The sequence below is a fragment of the Bacillus sp. FSL R9-9497 genome, from assembly GCF_038005805.1.
Lineage (GTDB): Bacteria > Bacillota > Bacilli > Bacillales > Bacillaceae_G > Bacillus_A > Bacillus_A cereus.
Window position 1 is genome coordinate 3,227,227 of the sequence record NZ_JBBOTY010000001.1, and the last position, 25,879, is coordinate 3,253,105.

Here is a 25,879-nt window from a genome sequence, read left to right on the forward strand (position 1 = left end):
TTCGATTGTAACCCTTTTTCCAAATATTTTTTGTTTTATACGATTTCTATAATGATTACAGGACTGAAGTATGATTCAAAATAGCGTTGATTATATGATTCCAATCGTCACAGTGAATCTCGTGACCCGATCCTTCTAAGGGTAGTAACACAGCATGCGGTATTTCATTAACAAGAGCAAGACCATGCTCGTATGAAAGCACTGTATCTTCTGTACCATGGATAACCAAAGTAGGTATATTGATTTCTTTTAATCTCCCCTCATAAGAATCCTCACCTTTAAGAAGGGAATGATTAAACATACTGAGTAGATTATTTGCCCGTTTTATTTCGTTTTCTACCTGCTTATAAGCCCTCTTCTTATCGAATTTATGCTTTGAACCACAAAGTAATGCTGATCCTGCAACCAAGTAATTTGCAACAGATTCTTCATCCGACCAATTTAGTTTGGCCGCATTAGTATGGTAAGCGAGTATCTTTTCATCGATCGGAGGCAAATTTCGGTCGTTATCTTCAGAACCAAAAATACCTGATGCAATCAAAGTTATACTTATAACTCTCTCAGGGTTCCTTAAGGCTACAATTTGAGCAATCATTCCACCCAATGACATTCCAACAATATGTGCTTCGTCAATATGATATGCATCGAGTACCCCAATCGCATCATCAGCCATATCTACCACAGTATAGTGGGAACTCCCCGGTTCATAAGTAGTTGACCGTCCGACATCTCTATTATCATAACGAATAACATATCGGCCCGTATCAGCTAATTGTTGACAAAATTCCTCATCCCAATAAACCATTGAACACATGGCTCCCATAATTAGTAAGACTGCTGGATCTGCTGAATTGCCAAAGCTCTCTGTACATATATCAATTTTATTAATTTTAATAATCTTTTCAGTCATGATTAACTCCTCATTTCATTCGTATTTAGTTAATAAAAAAAGACACAACCAAATAAACCCACACATTTCGAAAAAAATAGTCGGGCATAACGAATTGTGTTTAAAATTAACGTAAACGAATGAACTTGATAATCATGTTCAACACTCTCCTATATAATGAAAATAAGGATAAAACCCTTATTTTCATTATAACATAGCTCTATCAGTAGTAATATAGGTTCATTTCTTCTTATTTTATAGTTAAAAAAGTAATTTTTACTGTATGAATCTGCACTCTTAGTTGAAGAAAAGACGATGTATACAATATCCAAACCTAATTAATATAACGTCTCATTATCAGTAGTTAATACATCTAGAAGTCTAAAAAATATCCTCCAGTTAGGTACTCTGGAGGATATTCATATTTACATAATCATTCTTACAAGAAGCCACACAAAATGAAACCTCTTTAGTACCCAAAAGGCTTACTCTTATCTATTAATAACTGTACATCGTCTTGCTCCTCTACAGATTAAACGCTCGGCTTCTCTTAATGAAATTGGAACAAGTACAGCTTCATCAACATCGTCTTCTACATCAAAAACCGCAAATGCTTCCCCACCTACGATTAAAACACAAATGAATTCTACTTCTAAATCATCATGAGACCTAGGAATACAATTGGAAATAGTACAACGTTGAATACCCCCTGCTAACAATGTTCTAGCTTCTTGCTCAGATATTCGAATAAAAACAAATTCCTCTATGGCTACATTTCCAAATTCCACTTCAATTTCTACTAGAAGAAAGAATCTGTTTCTAATTCTCACTATACAATTTGCTCCAATTGAAATAATATCTTCATTCATTCTTTTCACCTCCTTTAATACTATAAAATTCACAAAGAGGTGAAATGGTGTGGACAAGCAAACAAAAAAGTAGTTTTTTTGAAATGTGAGAAATCAGTTAACAACTATCATCAAAAAAACAGAAAAAATACCCTACACAACAGGAAGTTTTCTCTGTTTTTAGTCTGTATACAATATTCAAAATTAGTTAACATAACGTCTCATTATCAGTAGCAATGAAAAAGGAGAACCCTGCTCTCACAAGTGAAACTTCTTTTTTAGTTCTATGAATCTAGACATTTTTTATACATTCCTATCCTAACGCGGTTTTAGTGTTCTTGTTTGTTACTGGATTAGCAAAAAAACTGTATAAAATCTTTCATACTTTTAGCCGATGGGGGCCAAAACACTGCCCCCCAATACGTGCTTTCTTAGGGTATTTCTTGAACCTCCATTAAACACTCTCCCGTCACTTGTCTATCTTTAAGAGTAACTTATTTAAAGTCCTCGCACCGAGCCTTTGTCCTCCTCCCAAAGCCAAACAAACAATTCAGATTACATGCCTATATCAAACTAAACATTCAATCTTTATCCAGTTTGTAAATAAAAAAGGACAATCAGCCCCATAATGGACTAACTATCCTATAAATTATTATCTAAATTCAATAAAGTGAAACTTTAATCAGTGGGGGTTTTGTTCATCCCCACTGATTATCAGCCCTCACCAATCGTGCTTTTACGGGCAATTAATCCCCACCTAATTTCTTTGCTTCCGCTGAATTTTGAGGTGAGGGTCTTACTTACTGCCTGGCGAATAGCGGGATAAAACCAGAACTTCTTTTCCTATGTATATTTACTTCGTTACCTCTCCAAACTGCGCTCTCGTCACTTTCGCCAAGTCATCAACTTTCAGCTCAATTTGTATACCAATTTTCCCGCCGCTCACTATCATCTTATCAAGTAATTGGGCGCTTTCATCGATACATGTAGAAAATAACTTTTTCATTCCAACTGGTGAACAACCTCCGCGAATGTATCCTGACACTTTCGTAATATCTTTAACAGGAATCATTTCAATTTTCTTTTCACTTACTGCTTTTGCGGCAGCTTTTAAATTTAGTTCCTCATCTACCGGAATAATAAACACATGATAATTTTTACTATTCCCTTGAGCGATTAACGTTTTATATACTTCTCTCACTTCTCGTCCAATTTTCTCGGCTACTGATACGCCATCAATTTTCCCATCGTCTGGATCATATGACATCATCGAATATTCAATTTTTTCTTTATCTAATATTCGCATCGCATTTGTTTTATCTTTTTTCATAACGTTCTCCTTAAAACTTTATTTCATATCATTAAGTTTTCCTTTATTATACACCCTTTTCCATTTCTCCTACATAACTTCACGTATTTTTCAAAACTAAAAATATTGATAATTCAAAAATCTTCTGATATAATTTGGAAAAACTTACGTTAAGGAGAGATTTGTCATGCGAAATTTTAATACTTCTTTCCAACTTCATCATCATACGTAACGCCGTGTATCCGAAGAAAAGTTTTTCTTCGTGGGTACAGGGCTTTTCCTGTTGACCCACGAAGCGTTCATAAAGCTATGTGGGTATTTTTATACCTGCATAGCTTTTTTTAATTTAAAAAAGGAGTGATTATGATGGAAATGAGAAATGTAAAAGGAACGAAAGACTATTTACCAGAAGAACAAGTGCTGCGAAATAAAATTAAAAGAGCTTGTGAAGATACGTTTGAACGATACGGATGCAAACCTTTAGAAACGCCGACGTTAAATATGTATGAGCTTATGTCTTACAAGTACGGCGGTGGCGATGAAATATTAAAAGAAATATATACACTTCAGGATCAAGGGAAACGTGAGCTCGCCTTACGATACGATTTAACTATTCCATTCGCAAAAGTTGTGGCAATGAATCCGAACCTCCGCCTCCCTTTTAAACGTTATGAGATTGGGAAAGTATTTCGAGATGGGCCAATTAAACAAGGAAGATTTCGTGAATTTATACAATGCGACGTTGATATCGTCGGTGTTGAGTCTGTCATGGCAGAAGCTGAACTTATGGGTATGGCGTTTGAACTGTTCCGAACGTTAAACTTAGAGATAACGATCCAATATAATAACCGAAAATTGTTAAATGGTATTCTTCAGGCCATTAACATCCCTACTGAGTTAACAAGTGACGTCATTTTATCATTAGATAAAATCGAAAAGATTGGGATTGATGGTGTACGAAAAGATGTATTAGAGCGCGGAATTTCTGAAGAAATGGCTGATACGATATGTAATACCGTATTATCTTGTCTAAAGCTTACTATCGCTGACTTTAAAGAAACTTTCAATAATCCACTCGTTGCCGATGGAGTAAACGAACTACAACAATTACAGCAATATTTAATCGCCCTTGGAATAAATGAAAATACGATATTCAACCCGTTTTTAGCGCGAGGACTCACAATGTATACAGGTACTGTATATGAAATCTTTTTAAAAGATGGATCGATTACATCTAGCATCGGTAGCGGTGGTCGATACAATAACATTATCGGAGCTTTCCGTGGTGATAATATAAACTATCCAACAGTCGGTATTTCATTCGGTTTAGACGTTATTTATACAGCACTATCGCAGAAAGAAACAATCTCATCTACAGCGGATCTATTTATCATCCCGCTTGGGACAGAGTTACAATGCTTACAAATTGCCCAGCAATTACGTTCCACCACTTCCTTAAAAGTCGAACTTGAACTAGCAGGACGCAAATTAAAACGCGCCCTTAATTATGCCAATAAAGAGAATATACCTTATGTGCTTATTATTGGGGAAGACGAACTTAGTACAGAAACCGTTATGCTGCGGAATATGAAGGAAGGTAGTGAAGTGAAGGTTCCGATTTCTTCTTTAAGTAGTTATTTATAATACGAACCACCCTCGTTTGGGTGGTTTTTCTATTTTATAGATACCTAACAATTAGTTTACATAAAATTATTATAATCTATTAAAAATACAAATAAACAATATCCAATTACCTATTATTTTTGGTAATATATAGATATGAATTGTTTTAGGAGGATTAACTTTGAAAACCTACATTCAAGCACTAAAGTGGACTACAGGGATCTATCATCTTTTATTACTTCCTTGTTATTATGTATTTCCAAGTCTTGTTAACCTATATGGGTTACCTTTACTACTATTGATTGTTTTTCATATCACTACTATTTTATTAGCTAAAAAAGAAGGCATGAATACGTACCCTCAGTATATCGGTATTATCGTTACTCTAGTTGCCTTCTTTCCTTATATAGACATCTTTCTACATATGATAGCAGCCATTTTCCTTTTATTAGATGCTGCTTCTACGAATGCAAAAGAAGTGTATGATTCATAGATGGATAAAATGAAACTTTCATCCATTGAGTTTTGAAATAGGTCAGCAAAAAGGGTTTACTTTTTAAGTAAACCTTTTTTCATTTTTAATTACTTTCCTTACTTCAGAATAATAAAAGAATATTCTGTTTAATTTTTATAAATTTCTAAATATTTATAAAACATTCAAATTAACATACATTTTAGTTATGTAAAAAATCTAAGTTTTAAGGAGATGAATCCATGCTGAAAAAGTTGGTAGCAGGTGTATTATTAACTGTCTCGTCGTTAACTGGAGGACTGGGATCAGTATCAGCTAGTACCGAAAAAGATTATACGATTTCCTCTTTCGAATATGTAACTGTAGATGAAAAGACTGTTGATTCGTTTAACAAATTGAGTGCTCCATCAAAGGAAGACGTAAAAATAACGTTAGTTCTACCGAAACAAAATCAAAATGGAGACTGGTTATCTTATGGATTTTCGAGCAAAGAAAGTTTAGAGTCTTTTATTGAAAAAGATAAACAAAGGTTGAATAATTCAATCACTCCCCTTGGTGTTGGAGGAAGCGGACCTGGTAGTACAGACTTCTATAAACACACAAATCAAGGTAGCGAGTATTTTTCTCTAAGTAGCGGTTATAAAAACTTATCTGCTAGTTGGCAAAATCAAATTGTTTCTGTACGTACAGCAGCTCCTACTGCTAGTTATTCAACAACACTATGGGAACGTACTTCAACTGACGGATATGGAAAAGGTGTTGTTTTTAAACATGCTGATTGGTATGGTCAAACTGCAAACTTAAATAACTTTCCAACTTCAGCAGTTGAAGTTAAAAAGTAAAAAATATAGAAATAAAAGGTGTTTTCACGTATGGAAACACCTTTTATTTCTACAATTATTTCTTCTATAACAATTTCAACTCTTAATTATTATTTTTCGTATTCCTACTCTCCAAAACTTTCTCCATATTATGAGTTGCCCATTCCATCATTAATAGAATCACTGGACGTAGTGATTCACCAAGATCAGTTAACGAATATTCTACTTTAGGTGGCACTTCACGGTATACTTCACGATGTATGATGCCATCTGCTTCAAGTTCTCTCAGCTGAAGTGTTAACATTCTTTGTGTGATATTAGGTTTTAATCTTTTTAATTCATTAAACCTCTTTTTTCCATCTAATAAATGATACAAAATAACACCTTTCCATTTTCCACCAATCACCTCAACCATAGCTTCAACTGGACAAGAATATTTATTTAAAAATGGGTAATTTATATTTTTTTCATTTGAACAATCCATAATAAATCCCTTCCCTTAACAATAGTATCTTTTTTGATACTATAACACATAAATGTGCGTACTTGTATCTATGTTACTTTAAAAATATAATTTACTTACAAAATAAATTAACGAAAAGAGGAACTTTTATGACAAATACAAACGAAATTACAAAAGAGAAAATTATGGAGGCTTTTCATTTCAGACATGCATGTAAAGAGTTCGATCCTATGCACAAAATTTCAGAAGAGGATTTTAAATTCATTTTAGAAACAGGCAGATTATCTCCTTCTTCTTTTGGATATGAACCTTGGAAATTTATTGTCGTACAAAATAAAGAATTAAGAGAAAAACTACAACCGTATTCATGGGGCGCTGGTGGGCAACTTGCAACAGCAAGCCATTTCGTCATTGTTCTTTCAAGAAACATTAAAGATATGCATTATGATGCAGAGTATATTAAATATATGATGAACGATATTATTGGATTGCCTGAAGACACTCAAAAAATTAGATATGAATTCTTCAAAAAGTTCCAGGAAACAGATTTTAACTTATTACAATCCGATCGTACTGTATTTGATTGGGCATCTAAACAAACTTATATTGCTTTAGGTAATATGATGACGAGCGCAGCTCAAATCGGCATTGATTCTTGTCCGATAGAAGGATTCGATAAAGAGAAAGTAGACTCCTTACTTCGTCAAGAAGGCATTATACAAGGCGATAATCTTGAAGTATCAGTTATGGTTGCCTTTGGTTACCGTAAAGAAGATCCAAAACGTGATAAAACAAGACAGACTATGGATACAATTGTTGAATGGATTAAGTAATATAGCACAGACAAATAATGCTCCTAATAGCTGTATACTCATACTAAAGAAGAATGAATTGTTTTCTTACGTATGAATTTGGTTTTTCATGGAAAGATATATTAGTATGTATGCAGTTTGAGCACTCTATTTTTTAGAGTCGAACAGGAGGAGAATGAATATGTCTGATATTGAAGTTGGCGAAGTGTTTACTCTTAGTGATGAGAATAACGAAGAGCAAGAAGTAGAAGTACTTGGAGCGATGGATGTCGAAGGCGCAGAATATATTGCAGTTGCCTTTGTTGAAGATATCCAAACAGAAACTGAGGAAGACATTGATATTTTCTTTTTAAAAGTAGAAGAAGATAATGAGTTTTCATACATTGAAAATGATGAAGAGTTTGATAAAGTATCTGCTGCGTTTGAAAAGATTTTGGATGAGCAAGAGCAAGAATAGTATGAATGAAAAACACGAGGGCGGATGCATATCCGCCCTCTTTTTATTACTCATCCAGAGACTCACGCAGTAATTGCAGTACATCTTTCATCGCAAAAGGTCCATCTTTTTTAACATGCTCCGCAAATTCTGAAACGAGACGTAATGTTCTCACACTTTCGATTGGATGTTCTCCTGATGCACTTTCAGCTGAAAGCATAACTGCATTCGTCCCGTCCAGTACAGCTTGAAACACATCAGTCACCTCAGCCCTTGTTGGAATAGAATGATCTACCATAGATTGAAGCATTTGTGTTGCTGTAATGACATATGTATTCGTTCGATTACATTCCTGAATCATCATTTTCTGTAAAAGCGGAATGCATTGATACGGTAACTCTACTCCTAAATCGCCCCTTGCAATCATAATTCCATCTGCTTCTTTACATATATCCTGAAAATTCTCGATTGCTTCCATCGTTTCTATTTTTGCAATTACATTAGGTGACGTTTCTTTATACTGTTGTATAAAATCTCGTATTTCTTTTATATGACTAGGTTTTCTTACGAAAGAACACGCGATAAAATCAACATTCTCCTCTAAAAGAAACTGAATATCTTTTTTATCTTTCTCTGTAATAGCTGGTAAACGAACAGCCGCATCTGGTAAATTAACTCCTTTATGGGATGAGATATTGCCACCTGTTTTTACCTTCGTTTCTATTTTGTCCGTACTTATCTTTTCAACAATTAATTCAACTTCTCCATCATTAATTAAAATTCTACTGCCTACTTTCACATCATTCGGTATTCCTTCATAATCAACACTCGCTTCTGTATTACTCCCTGTAACTGGTTGTGTATGTAAAATAAAAGAATCTCCTGCCTGAAGTGTAATTTGCCCTCCTTTCACTTCACCTAATCTTATTTTAGGTCCTTGTACATCACCCAAAAATTTAATAGAGTCATCTAATGATTTCACTAAACGAATGATGTCTTTATGACTTTCATGCGTGCCATGCGATAAATTCAGTCGAACAATTTTCATACCATTCTTTATTAACTGTGCTAATGTTTCTTTATTATTACTTGCGGGTCCAATTGTACAAATTCGATCGATTGTCATTTTTGTCACCATCCTTTTTTTAATAAGTTTCCCATATGAACTTAAAAATAACAGAGATTCTGACATGAATAGATTTAAATTTACATGAATTTCATAAAATTAAACCTGTATCCCTTGCTGGCTAAGCATTAGAAGATATATTCGCTTTTTTGCAAATGAAGACATGTTGAATCGAAAGTAAAAAAAAAGTTAAGTATGGGATAAACCATTGAGAGTTTCGAAATTTTCATATATTGTATGAATTGAGTTCGAACTCAAAAATTAAAAAGGTGGGAAAATTAGTGAATATGAAAAAATCTTTATCGGTGACAACTTTAGGGTTAGCGGTTTTAGGTTTTGGTTTTACTAATAACGCAAGTGCTTCAGAGGTCGATACTGTAGACAGGCAGCCCGTTTTAGTTGACTTTGATACAATTCAATCAACAAAAACATCTAGTGTTCCTAGTTTGACTGTTGCAGCTGCACCTAAGAATGACTCTAACATTAGCGTATATACTCCCTTTTTTGGTAACCCATATGCAGTTGCTAAATCGAAATCAACTACGACCGAAGACTATGTTTATGCAAAAGCAAGAACTTTCAATGGCGATGGCTCATTAGTAAATACGAAAAGTAATAGTGCAAAAAAATCATCCTTTGTCAGTGCTACAGCGACCAACACAAGCGTTTATTATGGAGATGATTACGCTATCGGTAATCATACCTATAAATTAAGTGGTTATAATGATGTGAATCACGAAACAAAAGCCTTCTGGTAAGAAAGAGAAAAAAGATATGCATCTTGCATATCTTTTTTCTCTAATACTTTACATATATGAGGTGCTATTTATGAAACAAATATATATTATTATCGGTGTTTTACTTATTTCATTACTTACAATTTATATTTTGTTCAATACTTCAATCATACAACCTCATCCACCTTCTAAAGAAAATAAGAGAGAGCAACAAACCAATACTATTTCTTACGGATTGAAGGATAATCAAGGCCAACATATTAACAACGGTAGCACAATTACTAGTGAGGATAATAAAATTAATGTATCATTATCATTCGTACATACTATTAACGAAAACCGAAAATATGGATTAATTGTTCTAGAAGATTACGAACAAAAACCTTTTAAAATAGAAGATACTACTAATGAAATATTACACTATTTTTTTGATATGAAACCAAACAGCTCAATGACTACGAAAATCTCTTTACACACTTCTCCTAATGCAAGTGAATTAACCTTTTTAATAATTAAAAAACCTGAATACAAATTAAAAGATAATAACTTAAATAAAGCAGCTATTTTAGAAGATATTCTAAGTATGCGATATTCAATACATCCTCTTCAGAAAGAAAACAAAAAAATAAAATTCTCTCTTATAAATCCAGATGCAATTTTAAAAGATGGTCTTTACGAACCATTATTTGTTACGAACCGTGAAGAGAACTTACAAACTGTCTTCTTTGAAAAGGAAGGCAAGCAATTAACCCTATCAAACGGTAATGAAACGAATGATGAAATGACTTACGCAATCGTGGCTTTTAAAGATTGGAAACAAGTTGAAATATTTAACAATAGAAAAGTCGTTTATACTAAAGTTGCACCTGAAACGAGGCAAATCTTTAATTTCATATTGCCTTCAGTGGATCAGGAAAGTAATTTTCAACTCGTCGCTTTTCCATTTCCTTTTAAAGTTAGCGAAGAAGATTATGTCAGTCAACAAGCATTCAGTTCTTTTCGCATCGTAATTGAAAATGAAAATGAAAATAAATAAGTTATACTATGCACAGTATAACAACCAAAAAAGGCCTACTCACACGAGTAGGCTTTTGAAACTACGAAAGTTTCGTCAATAACTGATTTAAATCTTTTTTCGTTTTCGTCGTTAAAGATTTCATTTTATTAATATCGATTTTTTCTTTCTCCGCTCCTACAATTAACGGATACATACTTTGACCGATTGTTTTAGAATCCGTCGGATGTGATGCCTCTAGCTCTTTTTCAATCACATCCCACTTTTCATTAATTTGTTTGCCAAGCTTATTCACTGTTTCCAATTTCGGATTAGCAGCTAACTGCTTGTCCAAGCTATCAATTAATGCTACAACTTCTTTAACGTTCGTTTTCACAGCAACACTTTTCTTCGGATCTTTCGTTGTCTTTCCGTTATTGTTTGTGCTTGTACTTGTGCTTTGATCTGCTGTTTTCCCGCTAGTCGTTTGATCATTCGTTTTTCCTGTCGTTTCTTTTTCTTTTGTTTTTACATTTTCGTTTTGAGTTGACGTTTTGCCGTTACTTTCTGTTCCTGATGATTCTTTCGTATTTTTTGCATCCTTATCTGTTTTTTCATTTGAAGAAGTATTTGTTTCTTTTTCAGTATCTTTCGTTGTTTTTGACGCTTCATCTGCACTTGTCGTTTTTGCTTCTCCATCATTTTGCGCAGTTACTTGCTCTTTCTTTTCCGTTTCTTTATCTGCTGAAGGACTACAAGCTGCCATAGTAAGCATTGTACCAATTGTTATCGATGCGATAGCGACCTTTTTCATTTTCATATAAATCCCCCTATGTTTTACATAATTTATCCTCCCCTTTACGATTCGATTTCCCCTTAAAAAATCCCTTTTCATACGAATTATCATCTTTCCGACAGTAATCTTCATAATAATACGTACAAAAACTGATAAACTCATTTTAATATTCGAGTTTCTTCTACTTCATTTTTCTACTCGCAAGTAAAAGAAAAAGAGTATATTGTCACATTAAGAATTAATATCTTCATATGACGATATACTCTTCTATCAAATTTTTATCTTTCTTGACATTTTATTTATACAAAAAAATAAAATTTTCTTTCGCTTTTTGTTTCTCAACATTTGTTAACATAATATTTTTATGAATAACCACCATTCGAGTGAATGACTTGCCCAGTAACCCATTTCGCTTCTTCACTTACTAAAAAAGAAATTAAGCGTGCTGCATCCACCGGTTCTCCTACTTTACCTTGCGGGAACTTCCATACTAAATGATGCTTCAGCTCCTCTGTAATCCATCCTGTATTCGTCGGTCCTGGATCAACGGCATTAACAGTAATCCCCTTCTCCATCGCTACTGGTGCTACTGACTTTGTAAATGCTTCAATTGCCCCTTTCGTTGCTGCATATGCTAGTTCATCTGGCATTGGACCTACTGACTGTCCTGAAGTAAGATTAATAATACTCCCGCCCGTTTTAAGTGAATAATGTTTTATAAACAATGAACTTAATAGCATAGTAGCCCGAACATTAACTGTATAATGTTTATCCAACTGCTCTACATCTAATTCCTCAATTCTCGTATGAGTAGAATATACTGCATTATTAACTAGAATAGATGGATCACCTAACCGTTCTGATACCATATAAAACAAACGATTTGGCGAATAAGACTGCGATAAATTGATTTCTGCCATTTCACATCGAACATCGTAACTTTCAATTTCCTTTTTCAGCAAAAAGGGTTCTTGATCACTCATTCCCCATGGCATCGCTTTATCATACTTTGGCCAGTACGTGAAAAAAATGTCTATCCCTTTTTGAGCAAGCACCTTGCATACAGCTGCACCAATTCCATTCAGACGAGTTGCCCCTGTTACAATTGCTATTTTCTTCACCTTTTTCTCCTCCATCTATACACAGATCCCCTGCATGAATACAGAGGATCTATCTTCTTATTGAATATTTGACAGTATACGTTCAGCACCTAATTTTAACATTTTAATAAAGATATAATTTACAATCGTAAACATTACAAATAAAACGATAAACATAACCCACAGTCCGACATGAAGGAAGAAGTATAATACACTTACTCCCCCCACAATAATTAAAGCTATTAAAATATTAGCTAAAAAATTCCACAAAGTTGTATATCGACTTTTAAATAATTTCTGCTCTGTATCCCAATGAATATCTGCAGTTTGCGCGTCCCAGCGTGTTCCGATTAAATTAATTAATAACAACCCGTTCGCACTTAGTAAAAACCACAGTATCATAAAGACTGGAGAAATCCCAGCTACAACTGCCATCGTAATACCGAATACTGCTAAAATGATCACATTAATTAACCAAGCAGTGATTGCTTTCGCAAAAAAGATATCCGAAGCCTTTACTGGTAAATAACGATTCACAAACCAAGAGCTTCCATCTCGCGAAAATGACGTTGTTGCAATGACGTTACTACCCATTAAAAATAACGATGCACAAAGGCCAACACCAATTGCAAATCCCGTTGTCTCTGAATTGTTAATATACTCTGTAATAAACTTTAAATTTCCATCTTGCACAAATAAAATAAAGAACAACATAATTGGCATAACGAAAGTTTGTACAATGCAATTTAAGAAAAATTGTGGTGTACGGAATAACGTTTTAAATTCTTTTTTCACATACGCTTTTAAATGCGAACTTTGTACTGTTGATTTCTGTAAACCTTCCGCCGAAATAACTTGTTTCTTTGCTGTACTCGTTGAAAGTCCAATAACCCCTTTTAAATATGTACGCTCTGCTATGTAATAAAACAACACAAAGAAGACAAATGAAATAACTGCAAAGATTATTACATATAAAGGTCCCTTCCAATTTGCATTTTCTACTAATGCTACTGCTCCAAAATATGTAGTTGGAAAATAGTTTGTCATTTGTACTAAAAGAGAAGACTGGTTGTTTGCAAGGTAATCCGCAATTGCATCTTCAGAAAACGAACTTTTATTTTTCCACTGCAAAAATACGTTAATTCCTACAATAAATAGTATACTTACGATTCCAATAAATATATTTCCTCGGTCTTTATTTTTCGCTATATTTGTATACCTCATAATAACTGTCATCAGTAACGAAGCTAGTACTAACGGCACAATTGGGAAGAGTAAGTAAATGAAAATCATATATATGTAATATGTAATAAATGCGCCACTTTTTAAACCGTACGTAATAAAGATCGGTAATAAAATAAATGAACTCATTACGTATTGTGTAATTAATACTGTTAAAAATTTGGCTGAAATAATTTGCGCTGGTTTTAATGGTAATGGTAATAACATTTCAATGTCATTGCTGTAGTAAAATACAGTTAAAATGTTCGTAATACTCATTAAAAATACCCATATACTCGCAATCGCAAGTCCCATTGCGATAATCATTCCTGGATCTTGCCCTAAATGTATCATTCCCTCATACATTGCATGCGTGATAGAACCAAACAGTAAAAAGCCGACAAATAAAATAGCTGCAAATGAAAATACATACGCCCATCGCTTCTTCTTATCTGTTATAAAATCTGCATAATTTAATTTCAATAATACTTTCGTTAACGTCCAAATTTTACTCATTGCCCGTCATCTCCAAGAACATTTTTTCAAGTGATTCATTGGATTTAAAATGATCTCTCATTTCATCTAAATTCCCTTTAAACTGAAGGTTTCCCTTATTAATAATCGCGACGCGGTCACATAATTTTTCTGCCACTTCTAATACGTGTGTAGAGAAAAATACAATCTTTCCTTTATCCGCATGCTCTCTCATCATTTCTTTTAAAATATATGCAGATTTCGGATCAAGCCCAGTTAATGGTTCATCTAAAATCCATACATCTGGCTCATGTACGAGCACACCAATAATAACGATTTTTTGTCTCATACCGTGCGAATAACTTTGAATTTGATCAGATAAAGCATTATAAAGATCAAACTTCTTCGCTAAAGACTCTATTCGTTCTTGTCGTACTTCTTTCGGCACTTCATACATATCGGCCATAAAGTTTAAATATTCAATTCCTTTTAATCGTAAAAACATATCTGGACTATCTGGTACATAACCAAACGTCTTCTTCGCTTCCATCGGCTCTTCCATAATATTTTTTCCGTTAATCGTAATAGTCCCTTTGTCCACCCCGTGAATACCAGTAATCATCTTAATTGTCGTTGATTTACCCGCACCATTCGGTCCTAAAAATCCAAAGATTTCGCCGCTAGGTACAGATAAACATAAGTCTTTTACTGCATAGGTAGACCCATTATAACTTTTTGACACATTCGTAATTTCAATCATTTCATCCAATCCTTTCCTTAATTACCAAATAACTATATTGATATTATAGCATAGTTCTATTTTAAGATTTTTACATTTTTCAGTATATTTAACCTTTAAAATAAATATACACCCCTAATCCAACAACTAAAACGACAGCTAGTATAATATAAATCATTGTTAAGCGTTTAATATTCCCCTTTGTCGCTTTGCTATAATTTGCATCACCATTCCGCCCAATTAACACCGTCGCAATGACAGTAATCACTACAAGTAATACAACGATCATGATCCAAGTTAGCATTTCTTCCTCCCCCTCCTTACAACCATTTTACAATATTATCCTCTTTATTTCGCAGCATATTTCCTCTTTTTACTATTATTATGAACCAAACTGGAAAACTATTATTACCATTCCTATCCATATGTGATATATTTATAACATAACGTGATTTATTTCTAACACTATAAGGAGGAACTATCATGAAAACAACTTGGATAAAATATTTAGGATTTCTCGGTTTCTTCGGTTTCCTCGGATTTTTTTATGAAAAAGGATTGTTTACTATGTTCTGTTTCTTCTCCTTTTTCACATCGTATAGAACAGTTCAACACGATGAACTGTTTGAACAAATTGTCAATAAATCGTGTCGCAATGCATTTATCGTTACGTTACTAACTACCACAATCATTATGTTTATTGAAATGTTATTTCCAAACCCTACGCTACAAGAGATTGATATCGCTCTTATTTTCGGCACACTCATTCTTACATTCGGCTTTTCTATGTTCTTTTTCGATAAACCAATTGATGAAATGGAAGATGCACCATGGCATTCGTAACGAGAATAAAAGAATACCGTGCCAAATTGAACATGACACAAGAAGATTTAGCGAAGAGCGTTGGTGTGCGACGTGAAACAATTAGTCATCTCGAAAAAGGTAAATACAATCCTTCCTTACAACTTGCTCACGATATAGCGAAGGCATTACATAGTACGATTGATGAGATTTTTATTTTTGAGGATTGATTAAAGACGTCCAGTCACAAGAATCACAAAAAAAATACCGTCATTCTTTCCAAGAAGAATGACGGTATTTCTCATTGATTATCCATATAAAACCGCATGAAATACGCCTAATAGCAAGTATTGATCCTGCATGTAATCTTCATCATATACATTCATCTCAATGTAATACATATCTTCCTCAAGACGAATATTCCAATCTGCAATTACATAGCCCTTTCGTAATAACTTTCCCATTCCAAATAAAGTTTTATGAACAACATATTCTTCTGCCTTATATGTAAAGGTAAATAAGAAATTTGCATCCAATAACTTTCCGTCACATACAAGTATTTCATGCTCTGCATCATGATTATCTTTGTACATTACTAAAATCCTTCTTTGGCGCTGCCTACTTACATCCTTTGCAATGACGCGAATATTGTCCTTACTATCCTTTATTTCATAAATAATATTACTACCAATTTTCGGAATAAAATCCAGCACTCTCATCAGCGTATTTTTATAATAGCCCCTTACTACACCTACTTGCTCACTTCCATTATAAACCTCTATCGGTGTCGTATCTGCTTTGCTATCACACGGTCGTTTGTAAGAGAGCTGCATCATTCGCTCTCCTCTTAAGTACTGATCAAACGTCACAGGATATTCTATCATGCGCAGTTCTTTATTTAGCTCATACAAATAGCGTTGAACACTCTCTATTAATGTTGCAGTAGCTATACGCTCTTGAAGTTCAAATTCTTGCCAGCTGGAAAAAACAGTCCATTGATTATGATCCTCTTCATAGAAGAAACCAAGAATTACCTCTTCACGGTCAGCCGTTTCATATTTCATAGGCACGTTCTGCCCATGTTGAACTTGTTCCATCCACTGACCTAAATAAATCCCCAGCTCTGCAACCTTCATACATGATTTTTGAAAAAATACGCTGTCACTCGCGCAAATCGTTACATCTCCTTCGATAAAGCCCTTTGAATAAGCATCATACCGTGGCTCATCCTTCTGCGGGAGATTTTTGTCTAACTCAAATAAAAACGTTAACATCCTTTATTCACCTCTAGTTGTTACACTAATCATACATGACATCGCATCACGCTAGGAAACTATTTATATACGCATATTTAATTCACGCATTATAACACGTGAATGACCTTGTATAGTAGCTCTATTTTTTTGTTCTATATCTTAGTATATGAATTTATATGAGCGATTTTTCAAATATATCTATCGCAACTTACAATATATCAACGATTTTTCAAATATATCTATCACAACTTACAATATATCAACGATTTTTTCAATATATCGATTTTTCGACAAATATCAGCACGATTAAAATGAAGCTACCTTTTCTTCCGCCACTTCTACAATTTCTAAAATTTGTAGAAGACTCTCCACTTCATAAGTCGGATTAACACTCGTCTTATTCTCTTTCAAACTCGGATTATACCAACACGTATCAATGCCGAAGTCTTCTCCGCCTTTCATATCAGAAGTTAGCGAATCTCCGACCATTAGTACACTTAATTTATCCGTAATCCCAAACTTCTCAAACGCATAATCAAAAATCTCACGTGCTGGTTTTTGATGACCAACTTCTTCAGAAATAATAATATGATCAAAAAAATTACATAAAGGTGAATTTCCGATTCTTGATTGTTGCACCATCGTATATCCATTCGTAATAATACCTAACTTGCAATCTTGTAGATTTTCACATAATTGTACTGCGCCTTCTATAAGATGTACTTCTTTCCCTAAGTTTTCAAGATATACATTACTAAATTGCTGTGCATCTACGTCTATATTATGAAGCGCAAATAATTGTCTAAATCGATCTACTGCTAATTCACTTAGCGTAATCATTTTATTTTCTAAATCTCTCCATAATCCATTACTAATCTCTTTATAGCTTGCAAGATAATCATTATACCCTGTAGGCATATCAAACTGTACAAACGCATTATGTAATGCGTTTCTTTCCGTTTCAGGGAAATCTAATAATGTATCATCTACGTCGAATAATATAACTTTGTATTTCATGATGTTTTTCTCAACTCCTATATTCTCATAGCTTAATTATAACAACAATAAGAAAGGGAGGCTAATTAAAACCAGCCTCCCTTCTTTTTACTTTTCTTCCAGCAGTAACTCTTTCATTTCCTCTAACGAATCTTTCGTAAAGCCAAGAGCTTTTTCAGCGTATGCTTCAACTGATCCGTATTGCTTTTGAATTTCACCAATCGCAGCTTGCAAGTATTCAGCACGCGCTTCAAACATTGCACCTAATATCGCTCTGCTCTCATCGTTTTGTAATTTCGCACCTAAAAAGGCCATCATTTTTTCATTTAGCTTTTCACGGAATCCGTTACTTAGTAAGTAGTCTTCCATTACTGTTTTTTCTGGTACACCTAGTAAAAGTAGTAATAATGCTGAACCAAATCCAGTACGATCTTTTCCAGCTGTACAGTGGTTTACTAACGGTAAGTTTTCCGGGTTTTGCGCTAAGTTTAAGAAGCTCACGAATGCCTCGTTGCCACTTACGAAATCTTGATTCATTTTCACAAGATACTCACCTGGTTTTCCTAACATAGAAAGGTCACCAACTTGGAAAAACTCATTTATATTTAAGTCTTTCGCTAAGTCTTGCATAACTGGTAAGCACACTTGACGAGCACCTGTAATCTCAGGATTTGGCTTATGCTTTACCTCAAAGTTTGTACGATAGTCACAAATTAACTTTAAACCAGACTTTTGTAAATAGTCGATATCCCACTCTGTTAGTCCTGCTAATTCTTCAGAACGGTATAATTTGCCCCATTTCACTTTACGTCCATCTGTCGTTTCATATCCACCCATATCACGGAAGTTAAACGCACCTTGTAATGGCAATCTACGCTCAGCTACTGTCACTGCTTGTCCATTACTTCCTACTAGTCTAAAATATGGACGTTCATTTTCACTCGGGTTTTCAATTGTATATGATAATTCTCCATTTACAGTTGCAAGTAGTTCTCCATTTTCTTCAATATGATCTGGTGAAGTACTCCAATAAATACGAACTTCTTCTATATTATTTTCCCACTTTATTTGTAACGTATTATCTTCAATTCTTTCTACAGTTGCTTGTAGCCAATTTCTTTGCTGCTCCATTCTTTCACCAACGCTTTCTCTTATAATTGAATCTTACCCTATTGTATTATGGGAATATCCATTTTGTCGTTCTCATTTTTCTTTTTATCTTACAAACAGGCGAAAAGTTCTTTTACTTGTTCAAAATTTGTACATGGATTACCGCGAAATACGTATGCGATTTGTTCATTACCTAAATCTTCGTATACAACTGTTCCGCGATTAGGGTGCGAATAAAACTCTAACCCGTTTATAATTTGTTTTGGGCCATAGTTCATTGTCCATGAAGAAATAGGATAGTACGCTTTGTTTTTATGTCTACAAACCCAAAGTGCATATAGTTTATTAACTTCGTCCCAGTATACATACTGCGTTTCGTCATTTCCGAAACCGACCGATTCAAGTTTCCAATTTAGTTTTTCATGAATTAACAAATTTACATAGGATACGTCATCTGGAGCATTCCACTCTCTACATCTTCCTATCTCACCCATTTCACTTCTCTTCGCTTGAAAGCTTAATAAGTGAAATGATGTATGTAATATCGTTTTCCCAAGCTCCATATTTACTGGTTGTAATTCAAATAGAAATCGTTCCATTTCGTCTTGTTTTACATATCCATGATCAACAGAAATTTCAACTTGTGTTTTCCATATAGATGTAACGTAACTTTCTTTTCCTTTATAATTTATACCTTTCCAATACACAAGCCCTTTATATTGAAAACAATCTCCTTTTGCTTGAGAAATACAGCTATCCGGAAATACTGGTTCCATTATATCGAGAAAAAATTCCTTTACTCGAAACATCCCAGTTGGAGTAACAACCTGAAACCAAAAAGTTCCCCACTTTTCACCTTCATAACGTTCTGAAACTTTTTCAACATTCCAGCCTTCTAACAATACATTTGGATACAGTAACACGAATGAATGCATGGATTGCTTTAACATATATAGTCCCCTCCCGCTATACGAGTTCGAGAGTATACATCCTTCATCCTCCTAAAACTTCCTCACATACCGCTCAGTACAACTCAGCAGCTGACATCCGTTCTTTTCAAAAACATCCTTCATCCACTCATTTTGCATATTTGTCTCACCAATATAATAAGATGCACCTATTTCCTTTAAGACAAACATCGCACCTGCAAATAACGCAGCTTCATATCCCTTATTACGCATATTTGGAGTAACTGCGAAGTACATAAGTTTCCCTTCTTCTAACGTACCTCTTTCAATATGCGGGATTACAATTCCTATCGGCTCTTCATCGGCACTCGCTGTTAAGCAATGTTCTTTCCATTGCTCACCAATTTCTTGTAGCATCATATGCACAAATTGATCATGAGCGACTGGTTCTCCCGTTGCTTCATTCCACAGTGAATAAAAAGCCTCTTCTCCAACTTCTTCAATAAGCTTAAAATCAATTTCACTTTCTACATCTTCTACTTCGTATATATCTTTAAATACAATCATGTTTTCCGTAACATATTCAAATAAATACGTTTCAAAACATCTTTTATACACATCATAATTTGGACTTTTTGAAGAGATTTCAAAATGTAGTTTTTCTAATCCATCTTTTTTAGCTTCAGCAACGCAATATTGCATCATTTCCTCTAATTGCTCTTCTGTAAAAATCTCTGCATTATTTTCTTTTATCATAATAGAAGAAGCATTTCTTCTTATTTTAAAATGTTTTTCTAACTGTTCTATCGTCGTCATATTCTTCCCTCATCTATATCATACTCGAATTTCTAATCGTTCTCCTTGCATGAGCAGGATTGTCCTTGAATATATAGAATACTAGAAAAGATCGCATCTTTAAAGTGCGGAGGAGGTTCTCCAGTGGATATTACAGCATTGCAACAACAGTTAGAGCTTATACAACAAAATGACTATACGCAACTGCAACATATAGACGTAAATGAGTTAACTTTGAACATGCTTCAGTATATCGGAACGACTGATAGCTACGTTCGTTACCAACTTATATATAAATGTTTTGCGCATTTCATTCATCATGAATTCCTTATGGACGATCAGCTGAAATTACTTCTGCAAACTTGTTTAAGTGATGAGTATTTATATTGTGACATTTACTCCCCACATACAGATGGGGTTTTCACACGTTCTTACACTGTTTCGTTAATTGCGTTAATACTCCAATTCGCTAATTCGCACTACTTTTGTACAGAGGAGGATATCGAAGAAATAAAAAATAAACTCATTACATACACAAACTTAGAAACAGATTTTCGGGGCTATATCGAAAATAAAGGATGGGCTCATTGTCTTGCTCATGTATCTGATGCCTTTACTGAAATTGTTCATAATACGTATACAACTTTTGAATGGTACGAAGAATTAATTCATTGTTTATTAAATAAAATCTTTATTCCATCTGACCTTTTTCATAATAACGAAGATGAACGCATTGTTACTCCATTACTAGCAATGCTGTATCATGATTTTCCTCAGAACGATTTAATTTCTATTATTCATAAAAAAATAAAAAGGCTTCCTCAAATTAGAAAACGCCTTTCGCTTAATGAGTATTGTATTTTATGTGCCAATATTAAAACCTTTTTACGCACATTATTTTTCAGAACGAAAGATGACCATAACTTAGCCTTTACAGCACGTAAAACAGAAAGAATGTTAAAAGAACTTCCTAACTATTATTAAATACAAGGAGCAATGACATGGGTTATATTGAAGATATGAGAAATCTAGTAGGAAATCATCCACTTATTCTAATAGGATCACACGCCATTATATTAAATGAAAAAGATGAAGTATTGCTGCAACTCCGTACAGATTTTAACCGCTGGGGCATTATTGGCGGTGCCTTAGAATATAACGAAACATTAGAAGACGCTTTAAAGCGAGAAGTATATGAAGAAACTGGACTTATTATTAAAAATCCAGAACTATTCCGTACATACTCTGGACCAGATTACTTTCAAATCTATCCAAACGGCAATCAAGTACACGGTGTACTCGTTGTTTATATTTGCCGAGAATTTCATGGTGAACTTGTATGCGATCAAAGTGAATCAAAAGAACTACGCTTCTTTTCACTTGATGAATTACCTAATAATCTTCCCCCTGTTATTGAGAGGATTATTACAGATTATCAAAAAAAATAAGGGAACGCTTAACGTTCCCTCTTAAATCCAATCCGTTTTTTAATTTCCGCTAAATTTACCTTTGCAATAGCGCGTGCCTTCTCAGCACCGTTTTCTAATGCTTCATATAATAAATCCGGCTCATTCATATATATTGCGTACTTTTCACGAGGTCCAGCTAACTCTCGATCTACTACGCGAAACAACTCTTTTTTCACATCGCCCCATCCGATTCCAGTCTCATATTTTTCACGTAATGACTGTATTTCGTCTTCTGTCGCAAATTCTTTATAAATTGTAAATAAGGTTTCTAGTTCTTTTGGTTCATTTGGAAGTGAAGAATCTGTTTTGATTTTAAATATTAACTTTCGTAGTTTTTCTTGCTCTGCAAATAATGGGATCACATTTCCGTAACTTTTACTCATCTTTCTTCCGTCAAGGCCAGGTAATATTGCTCCTTCTTCTTGTATGACATACTCCGGAAGTGTAAATGTCGTGCCAAATGTATGATTAAAATACGTCGCAATATCACGCGCGATTTCAATATGTTGAATTTGGTCTTTTCCGACAGGTACATGTGTAGCTTGAAATAATAATATGTCAGCTGCCATTAAGATCGGGTACGTATATAACCCCATGTTCACTCCCGCATCGACCTCTAACCCTGCTTCTTTATTTTGCTCCACCTTCGCTTTATACGCATGAGCACGGTTCATAAGACCTTTCGGAGTTAGGCAAGCTAAAATCCAAGCTAATTCTAGAATTTCCGGTACTTCTGTTTGTCGATAAAAAATAACATCTTCTCCAAGTCCAAGCGATAACCAAGTAGCTGCTACCTCTTTCGTATAACTGCTGAACTTTTCTGAATCATGCACAGCATTTAATGCATGATAATCAGCTATAAAGTACAATGCTTTTCCTTCATTATTCTTTGACATTTGTAATGCAGGTTTAATCGCACCAATATAATTTCCTAAATGTGGATAACCTGTCGGCTTAATTCCTGTTAACATTATTTTTTCACTCACACTAACTCCTCCTTTCTCAAAATAAAAAGAGCCCCTCATCCTAAAAAAGGACGAGAGACTCCCGCGGTACCACCTTAATTAGCTATCATTAGCTCACTTCATACTTCAATAACGTGAAGTAACCGTCTTTACCTACTCATTTCAGTTAGAAGCTCCAGAGTCCATTCCATATTCATCCCTTACTGATTCTCACCACATATCAGCTCTCTGAAAAGTTTCGAATATGTACTCTTCTCTTTCATTGCTTTTTCGTTATTTTTTACAGTTTATCACATTTCACTTCCAAACAAACAAAAATTTTCTATTTTATATAGAAGGAATTTCCACTTCAATTGTCTAATATTATATAGGTTTGCAGAAATATTCGAAACAACTTTGGAGGTTTTTTCATGGTAAAATATATATCCATTTTAGGTTCCACAGGATCCATCGGCACATCTGCATTAGATGTCGTTTCAGCTCATCCTGAACATTTTAAAATCGTCGGTTTAACCGCAAATTATAATATCGATCTTCTTGAGCAACAAATCAAAACGTTTCAACCTCGTATTGTAAGCGTTGCGACAAAAGACTTAGCAGACAAGCTTCGTACGCGTATTTCAGCAAATACAAAAATCACACACGGGACTGATGGCTTAATTGCAGTAGCTACTCACCCTGATTCAAATCTTGTATTAAGCTCTGTTGTAGGTGTTTCAGGATTACTTCCAACAATTGAAGCATTAAAAGCGAAGAAAGATATCGCTATTGCTAATAAAGAAACTTTGGTTGCAGCTGGACATATCGTAACTGAACTAGCGAAACAAAACGGATGTCGCTTAATTCCAGTAGATAGTGAGCATTCAGCTATTTTCCAATGTTTAAACGGAGAAAATAATAAAGAGATTGAGAAGTTAATTGTAACAGCTTCCGGTGGTGCATTCCGTGATAAAACACGTGATGCAATGCAAACATTACAAGCAAAAGATGCTTTAAAGCACCCAAACTGGTTAATGGGCGCAAAACTAACGATTGATTCTGCCACATTAATGAATAAAGGGTTCGAAGTAATGGAAGCGAGATGGCTATTTGATATTCCATATGAAAAAATTAATGTAATGATTCATAAAGAAAGTATCATTCATTCTTTAGTAGAATTTATTGATGGATCAGTTATGGCACAGCTCGGTGCTCCTGATATGAGAATGCCGATTCAATATGCGTTTCACTATCCTACTCGGCTACCTTCTTCCTATGAAAAATTAAATTTATTAGAAATCGGTAGTTTACATTTTGAAAAACCAGATTTAGAGAAGTTCCCTTGTCTACAATACGCATATGAATGTGGCAAAATCGGTGGTACTACTCCCGCTGTATTAAATGCAGCAAATGAAATTGCGAATGCGCTATTCTTAAAAAATGAAATTGCCTTTTTCGATATTGAAAAAACAATTTACAAAACAATTGAAGCTCATCATAACGTAAAAGATCCTTCACTAGATGCTATATTAGAAGCGGATCAATGGGCGCGCCAATATGCAAATGAATTGTTAATAAAAAAGCGCTAAAACAGTTCCCACTGTTTTAGCGCTTTTTTTCACGTATTCAACTTAACAAATCTATAACCGTGTGTAACTAACACTTTTAATATCGCATATCCTGGAATGGCTAAAATAATGCCCATAATCCCGAATAAGTTTCCGGCAGTTAAAATGATAAAAATGATAGTAATCGGGTGAATATCTAACTTTTTACCCATGACTTGCGGAGAAATAAATTTACCTTCTGCTAATTGTACAACCATCATAACAATAATTACTTTTAACACCATTGCTGGCGAGTCGATAAATGCGATAATTAACGCTGGTGTAATCGCGATAATTGGTCCTACGTACGGAACGATATTTACAATCATCGCTAAAATCGCAAGTAATACCGCATATTTAATACCAATAATAAGATAACCAATTAATAGCATAATACCGATAAATAAGCTGACGATAATTTGACCTCTAATATACGAGCTAATCGCATAATGCATATCATCTAGTATTCTCATTGCTGCTGGTTGTCTTTGCTCTGAAATAAACTTTAAAAAGTGATTCGGCAATTGCTCACCATCTTTTAAAAGATAGAACAATATAAATGGAACCATTACAAATGTCAAAACAACCTCTGTAACAGTACTCAAAAATCCAGTTACATTCCCAGTTACTGATGATAATGACTTTGTAAAATCAACTGTGTATTCTTTTACCATATTCGCAACATTAATATTTAAATTCTCCTGAATTTTACCGAGTAAATTACTTTCCCCGAATCTACGTGCTGCTTGTTCAATCTCATGGCCAAAATACGGTAAGTTATCAATTAATGCATCAATTTGATCTTTAATAATAGGGATAACCGTTACAACTAAAAATACAAATAATCCTAGTACGATTAAATATATGGAAGCTATCGATACGATTCTTGAAACACCTTTCTTTTCTAAAAGCGAAACGAATGGATGTAAAATATAAAATAGCACGCCTGCTAATAGTACTGGGAAGAAAATTGTTTTTAAAAATACGATAAACGGTGTAAAAACAAATGATATTTTTGTTAGCAATAAAATATTAATGAACAATAACGCAAATCCAAGTAATACCGCCAAATAATTTTGTTCTCTAAAAAACTTTCTTAACTTATCTCTTTTTCTTATATTTATTTTCTCCAA

The 25,879-nt window shown here is 34.1% G+C and carries 29 protein-coding genes and 1 other annotated feature; of the genes, 12 read left to right on the plus strand and 17 right to left on the minus strand.

Going from position 1 to position 25,879, the window contains the following annotated elements:
- Positions 1 to 55 precede the first annotated feature (55 nt).
- From MKY21_RS16600 to ybaK, 3 genes are all read right to left on the minus strand, one after another.
- Positions 56 to 910, minus strand: a complete 855-nt coding sequence (locus MKY21_RS16600) for an alpha/beta fold hydrolase (RefSeq protein ID WP_025708764.1) — start codon at positions 908 to 910, stop codon at positions 56 to 58.
- Between the two features lie 470 nt (positions 911 to 1,380).
- Positions 1,381 to 1,758, minus strand: a complete 378-nt coding sequence (locus MKY21_RS16605) for a hypothetical protein (protein WP_001001282.1) — start codon at positions 1,756 to 1,758, stop codon at positions 1,381 to 1,383.
- An 832-nt stretch (positions 1,759 to 2,590) separates the two neighbouring features.
- Positions 2,591 to 3,067 carry a Cys-tRNA(Pro) deacylase gene (gene ybaK / locus MKY21_RS16610; protein WP_000710857.1) on the minus strand — a complete coding sequence of 159 codons (477 nt, stop codon included), beginning with the start codon at positions 3,065 to 3,067 and terminating at the stop codon, positions 2,591 to 2,593.
- Between the two features lie 345 nt (positions 3,068 to 3,412).
- On the opposite strand from ybaK, the gene MKY21_RS16615 reads away from it, so the two are divergent.
- From MKY21_RS16615 to MKY21_RS16625, 3 genes are all read left to right on the plus strand, one after another.
- Positions 3,413 to 4,690: a histidine--tRNA ligase gene (locus tag MKY21_RS16615; protein ID WP_060851898.1), complete on the plus strand. Its 1,278-nt coding sequence runs from the start codon at positions 3,413 to 3,415 to the stop codon at positions 4,688 to 4,690.
- A gap of 160 nt (positions 4,691 to 4,850) precedes the next feature.
- Positions 4,851 to 5,162 carry a hypothetical protein gene (locus tag MKY21_RS16620; protein WP_000860724.1) on the plus strand — a complete coding sequence of 104 codons (312 nt, stop codon included), beginning with the start codon at positions 4,851 to 4,853 and terminating at the stop codon, positions 5,160 to 5,162.
- 221 nt (positions 5,163 to 5,383) lie between these two features.
- Positions 5,384 to 5,983 carry a hypothetical protein gene (locus MKY21_RS16625; RefSeq protein WP_065224236.1) on the plus strand — a complete coding sequence of 200 codons (600 nt, stop codon included), beginning with the start codon at positions 5,384 to 5,386 and terminating at the stop codon, positions 5,981 to 5,983.
- 82 nt (positions 5,984 to 6,065) lie between these two features.
- Here MKY21_RS16625 and MKY21_RS16630 read toward each other — a convergent pair whose 3' ends face one another.
- The gene (locus tag MKY21_RS16630) at positions 6,066 to 6,446 is read right to left on the minus strand and encodes a winged helix-turn-helix transcriptional regulator (RefSeq protein WP_065224235.1); all 381 of its coding nucleotides are present in this window, start codon (positions 6,444 to 6,446) and stop codon (positions 6,066 to 6,068) included.
- A 128-nt stretch (positions 6,447 to 6,574) separates the two neighbouring features.
- On the opposite strand from MKY21_RS16630, the gene MKY21_RS16635 reads away from it, so the two are divergent.
- Both MKY21_RS16635 and MKY21_RS16640 read left to right on the plus strand, forming a co-directional pair.
- A complete protein-coding gene (locus tag MKY21_RS16635; RefSeq protein ID WP_000185718.1) occupies positions 6,575 to 7,258 on the plus strand; it encodes an NAD(P)H-dependent oxidoreductase in 684 nt (227 codons plus the stop codon).
- A gap of 154 nt (positions 7,259 to 7,412) precedes the next feature.
- Positions 7,413 to 7,694: a DUF1292 domain-containing protein gene (locus tag MKY21_RS16640; RefSeq protein WP_002005464.1), complete on the plus strand. Its 282-nt coding sequence runs from the start codon at positions 7,413 to 7,415 to the stop codon at positions 7,692 to 7,694.
- A gap of 46 nt (positions 7,695 to 7,740) precedes the next feature.
- Here MKY21_RS16640 and MKY21_RS16645 read toward each other — a convergent pair whose 3' ends face one another.
- A complete protein-coding gene (locus MKY21_RS16645; RefSeq protein WP_000151088.1) occupies positions 7,741 to 8,799 on the minus strand; it encodes a pyruvate kinase in 1,059 nt (352 codons plus the stop codon).
- 281 nt (positions 8,800 to 9,080) lie between these two features.
- On the opposite strand from MKY21_RS16645, the gene MKY21_RS16650 reads away from it, so the two are divergent.
- Positions 9,081 to 9,557 carry a hypothetical protein gene (locus MKY21_RS16650; RefSeq protein ID WP_001056361.1) on the plus strand — a complete coding sequence of 159 codons (477 nt, stop codon included), beginning with the start codon at positions 9,081 to 9,083 and terminating at the stop codon, positions 9,555 to 9,557.
- 70 nt (positions 9,558 to 9,627) lie between these two features.
- Positions 9,628 to 10,572, plus strand: coding sequence for a hypothetical protein (locus MKY21_RS16655; protein ID WP_341076926.1), 945 nt, complete (start codon positions 9,628 to 9,630; stop codon positions 10,570 to 10,572).
- 61 nt (positions 10,573 to 10,633) lie between these two features.
- On the opposite strand, the gene MKY21_RS16660 is transcribed toward MKY21_RS16655, so the two are convergent.
- The 5 genes from MKY21_RS16660 to MKY21_RS16680 form a co-directional block, all read right to left on the minus strand.
- Positions 10,634 to 11,350, minus strand: a complete 717-nt coding sequence (locus MKY21_RS16660; protein ID WP_065224232.1) for a hypothetical protein — start codon at positions 11,348 to 11,350, stop codon at positions 10,634 to 10,636.
- A gap of 338 nt (positions 11,351 to 11,688) precedes the next feature.
- Positions 11,689 to 12,447 carry an SDR family oxidoreductase gene (locus MKY21_RS16665; protein WP_000716965.1) on the minus strand — a complete coding sequence of 253 codons (759 nt, stop codon included), beginning with the start codon at positions 12,445 to 12,447 and terminating at the stop codon, positions 11,689 to 11,691.
- A 57-nt stretch (positions 12,448 to 12,504) separates the two neighbouring features.
- On the minus strand, positions 12,505 to 14,163 hold the full coding sequence (locus MKY21_RS16670; RefSeq protein WP_000036886.1) for a putative ABC transporter permease subunit: 1,659 nt from the start codon (positions 14,161 to 14,163) through the stop codon (positions 12,505 to 12,507).
- Positions 14,156 to 14,881 (minus strand): ABC transporter ATP-binding protein, encoded by a 726-nt coding sequence (locus tag MKY21_RS16675; RefSeq protein ID WP_341076929.1) that lies wholly within the window; start codon positions 14,879 to 14,881, stop codon positions 14,156 to 14,158. The genes MKY21_RS16670 and MKY21_RS16675 overlap by 8 nt, the downstream gene beginning before the upstream one ends.
- 88 nt (positions 14,882 to 14,969) lie before the next feature.
- On the minus strand, positions 14,970 to 15,164 hold the full coding sequence (locus tag MKY21_RS16680; RefSeq protein ID WP_000958863.1) for a hypothetical protein: 195 nt from the start codon (positions 15,162 to 15,164) through the stop codon (positions 14,970 to 14,972).
- 179 nt (positions 15,165 to 15,343) lie between these two features.
- On the opposite strand from MKY21_RS16680, the gene MKY21_RS16685 reads away from it, so the two are divergent.
- Positions 15,344 to 15,703 carry a DUF3796 domain-containing protein gene (locus tag MKY21_RS16685; protein ID WP_000859224.1) on the plus strand — a complete coding sequence of 120 codons (360 nt, stop codon included), beginning with the start codon at positions 15,344 to 15,346 and terminating at the stop codon, positions 15,701 to 15,703.
- Complete coding sequence (locus MKY21_RS16690) at positions 15,691 to 15,891, plus strand: helix-turn-helix transcriptional regulator (protein ID WP_000896323.1); 201 nt, start codon at positions 15,691 to 15,693, stop codon at positions 15,889 to 15,891. Before MKY21_RS16685 ends, MKY21_RS16690 begins: the two co-directional genes overlap by 13 nt.
- 78 nt (positions 15,892 to 15,969) lie before the next feature.
- On the opposite strand, the gene MKY21_RS16695 is transcribed toward MKY21_RS16690, so the two are convergent.
- The 5 genes from MKY21_RS16695 to MKY21_RS16715 all read right to left on the minus strand — a co-directional run bounded on the left by MKY21_RS16695 (position 15,970) and on the right by MKY21_RS16715 (position 20,747).
- Positions 15,970 to 16,935, minus strand: a complete 966-nt coding sequence (locus MKY21_RS16695; RefSeq protein ID WP_000955103.1) for a tubby C-terminal domain-like protein — start codon at positions 16,933 to 16,935, stop codon at positions 15,970 to 15,972.
- A gap of 288 nt (positions 16,936 to 17,223) precedes the next feature.
- Positions 17,224 to 17,934: a YjjG family noncanonical pyrimidine nucleotidase gene (locus MKY21_RS16700; protein ID WP_048534814.1), complete on the minus strand. Its 711-nt coding sequence runs from the start codon at positions 17,932 to 17,934 to the stop codon at positions 17,224 to 17,226.
- An 87-nt stretch (positions 17,935 to 18,021) separates the two neighbouring features.
- Entirely contained in the window at positions 18,022 to 19,044 is a 1,023-nt protein-coding gene (locus MKY21_RS16705) for a tyrosine-protein phosphatase (RefSeq protein ID WP_000437803.1), read from the minus strand.
- An 89-nt stretch (positions 19,045 to 19,133) separates the two neighbouring features.
- Positions 19,134 to 19,973 (minus strand): hypothetical protein, encoded by an 840-nt coding sequence (locus tag MKY21_RS16710; RefSeq protein ID WP_000917826.1) that lies wholly within the window; start codon positions 19,971 to 19,973, stop codon positions 19,134 to 19,136.
- A 51-nt stretch (positions 19,974 to 20,024) separates the two neighbouring features.
- Positions 20,025 to 20,747, minus strand: a complete 723-nt coding sequence (locus MKY21_RS16715) for a GNAT family N-acetyltransferase (protein ID WP_000207371.1) — start codon at positions 20,745 to 20,747, stop codon at positions 20,025 to 20,027.
- 123 nt (positions 20,748 to 20,870) lie between these two features.
- On the opposite strand from MKY21_RS16715, the gene MKY21_RS16720 reads away from it, so the two are divergent.
- On the plus strand, positions 20,871 to 21,710 hold the full coding sequence (locus MKY21_RS16720) for a DUF2785 domain-containing protein (RefSeq protein ID WP_000355451.1): 840 nt from the start codon (positions 20,871 to 20,873) through the stop codon (positions 21,708 to 21,710).
- Positions 21,711 to 21,727: 17 nt separating this feature from the next.
- Positions 21,728 to 22,174, plus strand: coding sequence for an NUDIX hydrolase (locus MKY21_RS16725; RefSeq protein WP_048558176.1), 447 nt, complete (start codon positions 21,728 to 21,730; stop codon positions 22,172 to 22,174).
- Between the two features lie 8 nt (positions 22,175 to 22,182).
- Here the strand turns inward: MKY21_RS16725 and MKY21_RS16730 are convergent, their stop codons facing one another.
- On the minus strand, positions 22,183 to 23,181 hold the full coding sequence (locus MKY21_RS16730) for a tryptophan--tRNA ligase (protein WP_001290888.1): 999 nt from the start codon (positions 23,179 to 23,181) through the stop codon (positions 22,183 to 22,185).
- A 43-nt stretch (positions 23,182 to 23,224) separates the two neighbouring features.
- Positions 23,225 to 23,432 (minus strand) — a binding site (T-box leader).
- Positions 23,433 to 23,570: 138 nt separating this feature from the next.
- On the opposite strand from MKY21_RS16730, the gene MKY21_RS16735 reads away from it, so the two are divergent.
- Positions 23,571 to 24,728 carry a 1-deoxy-D-xylulose-5-phosphate reductoisomerase gene (locus tag MKY21_RS16735; protein WP_341076935.1) on the plus strand — a complete coding sequence of 386 codons (1,158 nt, stop codon included), beginning with the start codon at positions 23,571 to 23,573 and terminating at the stop codon, positions 24,726 to 24,728.
- 29 nt (positions 24,729 to 24,757) lie between these two features.
- On the opposite strand, the gene MKY21_RS16740 is transcribed toward MKY21_RS16735, so the two are convergent.
- A complete protein-coding gene (locus MKY21_RS16740; RefSeq protein ID WP_000411484.1) occupies positions 24,758 to 25,879 on the minus strand; it encodes an AI-2E family transporter in 1,122 nt (373 codons plus the stop codon).

What these genes read in the sequence shown, in the direction of transcription:
- MKY21_RS16600 (WP_025708764.1), bottom strand. Translation starts at nt 910, where the DNA reads ATGACTGAAAAGATTATTAAAATTAATAAAATTGATATATGTACAGAG.
- MKY21_RS16605 (WP_001001282.1), bottom strand. Translation starts at nt 1,758, where the DNA reads ATGAATGAAGATATTATTTCAATTGGAGCAAATTGTATAGTGAGAATT.
- ybaK (WP_000710857.1), bottom strand. Translation starts at nt 3,067, where the DNA reads ATGAAAAAAGATAAAACAAATGCGATGCGAATATTAGATAAAGAAAAA.
- MKY21_RS16615 (WP_060851898.1), top strand. Translation starts at nt 3,413, where the DNA reads ATGGAAATGAGAAATGTAAAAGGAACGAAAGACTATTTACCAGAAGAA.
- MKY21_RS16625 (WP_065224236.1), top strand. Translation starts at nt 5,384, where the DNA reads ATGCTGAAAAAGTTGGTAGCAGGTGTATTATTAACTGTCTCGTCGTTA.
- MKY21_RS16630 (WP_065224235.1), bottom strand. Translation starts at nt 6,446, where the DNA reads ATGGATTGTTCAAATGAAAAAAATATAAATTACCCATTTTTAAATAAA.
- MKY21_RS16635 (WP_000185718.1), top strand. Translation starts at nt 6,575, where the DNA reads ATGACAAATACAAACGAAATTACAAAAGAGAAAATTATGGAGGCTTTT.
- MKY21_RS16640 (WP_002005464.1), top strand. Translation starts at nt 7,413, where the DNA reads ATGAATATGTCTGATATTGAAGTTGGCGAAGTGTTTACTCTTAGTGAT.
- MKY21_RS16645 (WP_000151088.1), bottom strand. Translation starts at nt 8,799, where the DNA reads ATGACAATCGATCGAATTTGTACAATTGGACCCGCAAGTAATAATAAA.
- MKY21_RS16655 (WP_341076926.1), top strand. Translation starts at nt 9,628, where the DNA reads ATGAAACAAATATATATTATTATCGGTGTTTTACTTATTTCATTACTT.
- MKY21_RS16660 (WP_065224232.1), bottom strand. Translation starts at nt 11,350, where the DNA reads ATGAAAATGAAAAAGGTCGCTATCGCATCGATAACAATTGGTACAATG.
- MKY21_RS16670 (WP_000036886.1), bottom strand. Translation starts at nt 14,163, where the DNA reads ATGAGTAAAATTTGGACGTTAACGAAAGTATTATTGAAATTAAATTAT.
- MKY21_RS16675 (WP_341076929.1), bottom strand. Translation starts at nt 14,881, where the DNA reads ATGATTGAAATTACGAATGTGTCAAAAAGTTATAATGGGTCTACCTAT.
- MKY21_RS16680 (WP_000958863.1), bottom strand. Translation starts at nt 15,164, where the DNA reads ATGCTAACTTGGATCATGATCGTTGTATTACTTGTAGTGATTACTGTC.
- MKY21_RS16685 (WP_000859224.1), top strand. Translation starts at nt 15,344, where the DNA reads ATGAAAACAACTTGGATAAAATATTTAGGATTTCTCGGTTTCTTCGGT.
- MKY21_RS16690 (WP_000896323.1), top strand. Translation starts at nt 15,691, where the DNA reads ATGGCATTCGTAACGAGAATAAAAGAATACCGTGCCAAATTGAACATG.
- MKY21_RS16695 (WP_000955103.1), bottom strand. Translation starts at nt 16,935, where the DNA reads ATGTTAACGTTTTTATTTGAGTTAGACAAAAATCTCCCGCAGAAGGAT.
- MKY21_RS16700 (WP_048534814.1), bottom strand. Translation starts at nt 17,934, where the DNA reads ATGAAATACAAAGTTATATTATTCGACGTAGATGATACATTATTAGAT.
- MKY21_RS16705 (WP_000437803.1), bottom strand. Translation starts at nt 19,044, where the DNA reads ATGGAGCAGCAAAGAAATTGGCTACAAGCAACTGTAGAAAGAATTGAA.
- MKY21_RS16710 (WP_000917826.1), bottom strand. Translation starts at nt 19,973, where the DNA reads ATGTTAAAGCAATCCATGCATTCATTCGTGTTACTGTATCCAAATGTA.
- MKY21_RS16715 (WP_000207371.1), bottom strand. Translation starts at nt 20,747, where the DNA reads ATGACGACGATAGAACAGTTAGAAAAACATTTTAAAATAAGAAGAAAT.
- MKY21_RS16725 (WP_048558176.1), top strand. Translation starts at nt 21,728, where the DNA reads ATGGGTTATATTGAAGATATGAGAAATCTAGTAGGAAATCATCCACTT.
- MKY21_RS16735 (WP_341076935.1), top strand. Translation starts at nt 23,571, where the DNA reads ATGGTAAAATATATATCCATTTTAGGTTCCACAGGATCCATCGGCACA.